The organism is Nocardia sp. NPDC004722 (assembly GCF_053601505.1).
The window spans coordinates 1-4,196 of sequence record NZ_JBSGBY010000690.1 but is presented as its reverse complement, the minus strand read 5'-3'; the positions used below and the strand labels follow the sequence as shown (position 1 = coordinate 4,196).

6 protein-coding genes are annotated in these 4,196 nt (G+C 69.7%); 4 read left to right on the top strand and 2 right to left on the bottom strand.

Annotated elements, in window-relative coordinates; all coding sequences use genetic code 11:
• The 4 genes from ACWELQ_RS39890 to ACWELQ_RS39875 all read left to right on the top strand — a co-directional run.
• Positions 1 to 561 (top strand): molybdopterin-dependent oxidoreductase (locus tag ACWELQ_RS39890; protein ID WP_452402189.1); only part of this gene is annotated, 561 nt, incomplete at its 5' end.
• Between the two features lie 35 nt (positions 562 to 596).
• Positions 597 to 1,253 carry an ECF RNA polymerase sigma factor SigK gene (gene sigK, locus ACWELQ_RS39885; RefSeq protein ID WP_452402188.1) on the top strand — a complete coding sequence of 219 codons (657 nt, stop codon included), beginning with the start codon at positions 597 to 599 and terminating at the stop codon, positions 1,251 to 1,253.
• Positions 1,250 to 1,561 (top strand): RskA family anti-sigma factor, encoded by a 312-nt coding sequence (locus tag ACWELQ_RS39880; RefSeq protein WP_452402187.1) that lies wholly within the window; start codon positions 1,250 to 1,252, stop codon positions 1,559 to 1,561. Before sigK ends, ACWELQ_RS39880 begins: the two co-directional genes overlap by 4 nt.
• 185 nt (positions 1,562 to 1,746) lie before the next feature.
• On the top strand, positions 1,747 to 2,916 hold the full coding sequence (locus tag ACWELQ_RS39875; RefSeq protein WP_452402186.1) for a lipase family protein: 1,170 nt from the start codon (positions 1,747 to 1,749) through the stop codon (positions 2,914 to 2,916).
• Between the two features lie 107 nt (positions 2,917 to 3,023).
• Here the strand turns inward: ACWELQ_RS39875 and ACWELQ_RS39870 are convergent, their stop codons facing one another.
• Both ACWELQ_RS39870 and ACWELQ_RS39865 read right to left on the bottom strand, forming a co-directional pair.
• Positions 3,024 to 3,623, bottom strand: coding sequence for a dihydrofolate reductase family protein (locus ACWELQ_RS39870; protein WP_452402185.1), 600 nt, complete (start codon positions 3,621 to 3,623; stop codon positions 3,024 to 3,026).
• A 7-nt stretch (positions 3,624 to 3,630) separates the two neighbouring features.
• Positions 3,631 to 4,196 (bottom strand): SRPBCC family protein (locus tag ACWELQ_RS39865; RefSeq protein ID WP_452402184.1); only part of this gene is annotated, 566 nt, incomplete at its 5' end.

The following is a 4,196-nucleotide window of genomic DNA, read 5'->3' as shown; positions in this document are numbered from 1 at the left end:
GCGGGCACCCCGCTGTCGGCCGTCACCGACGGCCGCGACGCCCTGCTCGCGGTCGGCATGAACGGCGAGCCGCTGCCGGTGGCGCACGGCTATCCGGCCCGGTTGATCGTCCCCGGCCTCTACGGCTACGTGTCGGCCACGAAATGGGTGGTCGACCTGGAGGTCACCCGCTTCGATCGCGCCCGCGCCTACTGGACGCAGCGCGGCTGGTCGGAACGCGCGCCGATCAAAACCGCGTCGCGCATCGACGTTCCCGCGGCCTTCACCACGGTCGACGCGGGCGAGGTGATCGTGGCCGGAGTGGCCTGGGCCCAGCATCGCGGCATCGCGAGCGTGGAACTGCAGGTCGACGACGGGCCTTGGCAGCAAGCGGAATTGGCGGCGCAGTACTCGACCGACACGTGGCGGCAATGGACGTGGCGCTGGCAGGCGACCACGGGCACGCACACCGTGCGGGTCCGGGCCACCGACAGCACCGGCGCGCTCCAAACGCAAGCGCGGACGACACCGTTCCCCGACGGGTCCACCGGCTGGCACAACCGCGTCATCACGGTCCGCTGACCGCCCGAACAGAAGGAGACACAGGTGATTTCGCGATGAGTGACAACTATCCACGAATGCTGCGGCTGGTGCGAGAACCCGCCGGACTCGACGACGCGACACCGACGGCCTGCCCGGTCCGTACCGACCACGACCGGGACGCCGTCGGGCTCGGCGAACTCCTCACGGCGATCGCGGGCGGGGATCGCGACGCCTTCACCGAGCTGTATCGAAGAACCAGTCACCGGGTGTACGGGCTGTCGCTGCGCATACTGAACAACCGCGCCACGGCCGAGGAGGTCACCCAGGAGGTCTACCTCCAGGCCTGGTCGCTGTCGGAGCGCTACGACCGCGGACTCGCCAGTCCGATGGGCTGGCTGATGATGCTCACCCACCGGCGGGCCATCGACCGCATGCGGGCCGACATCGCCGGTCGGACTCGCGAAACACAGTACGGCCGAACCCATCTCGAACGCGACCGGGATGTGGTGACCGAATCGGTGGAGCTGCGCGCCGATCGCCGGGCGGTCCTGCGGTGCCTTGACGTGCTCACCGAACTGCAGCGCGAGAGCATCGCCCTCGCCTACTACGGCGGGCTGTCGTATTCCGAAGTCGCCGAGCGGCTGGAGTCACCGCTCGCGACCGTGAAGGCCCGAATCCGTGAGGGTTTGAAGCGGCTCGGCACCTGCCTGACCGGAAGCGATCCCCGATGACGGGCCGCCGCCGGGATGTCGAACTACTCGACCTCGCCTACCCGTACGCACTCGACGCGGTCACCCAGCGGGAGCGACGCGGCATCGAACGCCGGCGGGCGCGTGCGGACCGGCTGACGGCCGCTGAATTCGACCGGATGGTCGCGGCGCTCTACGACACGCTCGCCGAGCTCGTCATTGTCGATATCTGTAGTCCACCTGAGGGTTTGGAGGCCCGGGTGCTGCGTGTGCTGGACCGGGCGATCATTGCCGCCGGTCGTGGCCTCTGGCTGGAACGTCTCGGTCGAGTGATCGCCCGGCTGCGCTGACCCATCGCCGACCCCCACGTATCTTCGTCGCCGACCGAAGTATCTCCGTCGCAGACCAAACCGCTGGCACACTCATGGCGAACTTCGGGAAGACCCCCTTCCTGAATGGAGTGACTGTGCACCTACGCCCTGCGATGGACCCGCGACCGACGACCGTTTCGCGGCGGACGACCCCATGGCAGCGGATGCTGGCCGGAGCCGTCGGTGCCGCCGCGCTGCTGGTCGCGGCATCCGGACTGCCCGTCGCGCAGGCCGCGCCGGTGTATCCGGCCCCGGACCCCGACGGCTTCTACGCGGCCCCCGGCGATCTCGGTGCCGCGGCGCCCGGCGACGTGCTGCGCGCCCGGCAGCTCGACGCGAGCAGCTGGCCCGGCGCAACAGTCTGGCAACTGCTGTTCCGTTCGACGAACTCGGCAGGCGCTCCCATCGCCGCGGTCACGACGCTGCTCACCCCGGGACCCGGTCCCCGCCCGCTGCTGTCCTACCAGCCGTTCGAGAATTCGCTCGGATTGCAGTGCGCGCCTTCGCATGCCCTGTTCGACGGCGGCCTGCGCGAGGCGGGCGGCGTGAATCTCCTGCTGGCGCGCGGCTGGGCGGTCGCGGTTCCGGATCATCTCGGGCCGTCGAGCGCGTACGGCGCGGCGCGACTGGGCGGGCAGATCACCCTGGACGGGGTGCGTGCGGTCGAGCGGTTCGCGCCTGCGGGACTGCGGGATTCACCGGTCGGCCTGGCCGGCTACTCCGGCGGCGCGATGTCGACCGGATTCGCCGCCGCACTCGCCCCCGAGTACGCGCCGGAGCTGCCGATCGTCGGCGTCGCGCAGGGCGGGCTGCCCGCCAATCCCGGCAAGATGGCCCAGCAGATCGGCGACCGTCCGCACCCGCTGTTCGGCCTCGGCTTCGCCGTCGCCGTCGGCCTGCAACGCGAATACCCCGACACGATGCCGCTCGACCGCGCCCTCACCCCGGCCGGTGTCGCGCTGCGCGACCGCCTGGCCAACTCCTGCGCCGACGACATCGTCTCGGTGGGCGCGGGCCACTCGCTGAGCGAATTCTTCACCGCCGGACTGGAATCCGAGCCCGCCACCATCGAGACCATGCACGCCAACGCCCTCGAGGTCTTTCCCGGCATCCCTCGTGCCCCGCTCTACCAGTGGCACGGCGGCAACGACCAGGTCCCCCTCGATCAGGTCGCGGCCACCACGGCCCGCTACTGCGCCGCGGGCACCCCCGTCCAATTCGACATCCTCCCCGGCGCCGACCACGCCACCGCCATGCTCCCCGGCGCGCTCAACGCCATCAGCTACCTCGCCGATCGCTTCGCAGGCCGTCCCGCACCCTCCAATTGCCACTGACCTTGCCGAAAGCCGCAGTCGCACAGTGGTGAGGCGGCAAATCGGTGATCGGATGGGGGTGCGGGACGGGAATACTTCGTCCGGCCGGTCGCCGATCTGACGACTCGTCAACGCACGCGGTCGTAGACCAGCGCCATCTCGCCGAGTTCGCCGACCTGCTGGCTGGTGAGCCGCCAGTGGGTGGCGGGCAGGCCGTCGACGAAGAGTCGCTCTCCGCCACCGGCGATTTCGGGCGTGATCAGCAGATAGAGGCGGTCGACGAGGTCGTCGGCGAGCAGCGCCTTGGTGAGGGTCGGGCTGGTGTTGACCAGGATCTCGCCCGTGCCAACGGTTTTCAGCTCCGCGATGACCTCGGAGGCGGGGGCGTTCACGACTCGGACGTGCTCCCAGGGCATCTCGGTCACGGTGGTGGAGAAGATGACCTTCTCGGTGTCCACCAGCCATTTGGCGTACCCGCGGTCGCGGGGATCGGCATTGTCGTCGACGGCGACGCCGGACCAGTAGCCCAGGAATCCCTCGGCATTGCCGCGGCCCAGCACTCCGGTCGTCGCGTTCTCGTGCAGGCGGGCGAGGTGATTGCGCGCGGTCTCGGTCGAGACGTAGGGGATGATCGCGGCCATATCGCCGGGACCGCCCGCGCCGTGATAGCGGCCGTCGAGGCTCAGGGCGATATTCGCGGCGACGATGCGCTGATCGGTGGTGGTCATGATGTTCCTACTTTCGTTGTGTGCGTGCTGATTCGGTGTGCGTGATGATGCGGTCGAGCTGGTCGAGAACTTGCCCCCACCCGGTTTCGATACCGGCGATGAACTCCGATGCCGTGATGAGGGTGTCGGTGAGCCCGAGATCGAGCCGTAGGCGGGTGCCTTCGGATATCTCGGTCAGGGTGAGGTCGTAGCGGCCGGTGAACAGCGCCGCCCCGGACCGGTCGAACACCGAGAGATCGAATCCGAGACGCGCGGGCGCCTCGGCGAGGTGCACCTGCCCCGCGGAGTGGTACCGGCCCTCGGCGTCGCGGTAGTCGAGGACGACCCGGCCGCCCTGGCGTGCCTCGATACGACAGTCGGTGATCGTCATCGACGGTGGGGCCCACCAGGATTCGAGCAGCGCCGGATCCGCCCAGTAGCGCCAGACGGTCTCCGGCGCCGCGGGCAGCACCCGCTCGAACCGGAAGCTCCGCCCATCCGCCCACCGATCCCGGTCGGCGCGTGCCGCCTCGTCGGCCAGGGCGCCGCGATACCGTGCGATCGTATCCAGTTCCCCCGCAGTGGATTCGGCGA

What these genes read in the sequence shown, in the direction of transcription:
- sigK (WP_452402188.1), top strand. Translation starts at nt 597, where the DNA reads ATGAGTGACAACTATCCACGAATGCTGCGGCTGGTGCGAGAACCCGCC.
- ACWELQ_RS39880 (WP_452402187.1), top strand. Translation starts at nt 1,250, where the DNA reads ATGACGGGCCGCCGCCGGGATGTCGAACTACTCGACCTCGCCTACCCG.
- ACWELQ_RS39875 (WP_452402186.1), top strand. Translation starts at nt 1,747, where the DNA reads ATGCTGGCCGGAGCCGTCGGTGCCGCCGCGCTGCTGGTCGCGGCATCC.
- ACWELQ_RS39870 (WP_452402185.1), bottom strand. Translation starts at nt 3,623, where the DNA reads ATGACCACCACCGATCAGCGCATCGTCGCCGCGAATATCGCCCTGAGC.